This is a genomic window from Oceanobacillus saliphilus (assembly GCF_023522835.1).
In the GTDB taxonomy this organism is placed as follows: domain Bacteria; phylum Bacillota; class Bacilli; order Bacillales; family Amphibacillaceae; genus Oceanobacillus; species Oceanobacillus saliphilus.
The window spans coordinates 1-265 of record NZ_JALCZU010000173.1 but is presented as its reverse complement, the minus strand read 5'-3'; the positions used below and the strand labels follow the sequence as shown (position 1 = coordinate 265).

1 protein-coding gene is annotated in these 265 nt (G+C 55.8%); it reads left to right on the top strand.

Annotated elements, in window-relative coordinates; all coding sequences use genetic code 11:
- Nucleotides 1-85: 85 nt before the first annotated feature.
- Nucleotides 86-265: hypothetical protein (locus MN204_RS20830; RefSeq protein WP_249872957.1), on the top strand; the 180-nt coding region annotated here is incomplete at its 3' end.

The following is a 265-nucleotide window of genomic DNA, read 5'->3' as shown; positions in this document are numbered from 1 at the left end:
GAATACCGAGATCAGGAATGACGGTAGGACCGTCCATCTGCTCTGTCCCACCAGGCAAGTTCGCAATCGCATGGAGGCTATCGATGTGTCGGCTTTGACCCTCGACATCTCTGCTTCATCACCTGGTATCATCGCCATCGAAGCTACTCATTGGGCCGGAGCTCGGGAGCTTGGACCACACTTCGAGCTGTATCCCCATGGACAGCCCGAAGTCATCCCATCCATTGACCAGGGCGACCTCCACGTCACATTAAGTTCTGGCGAC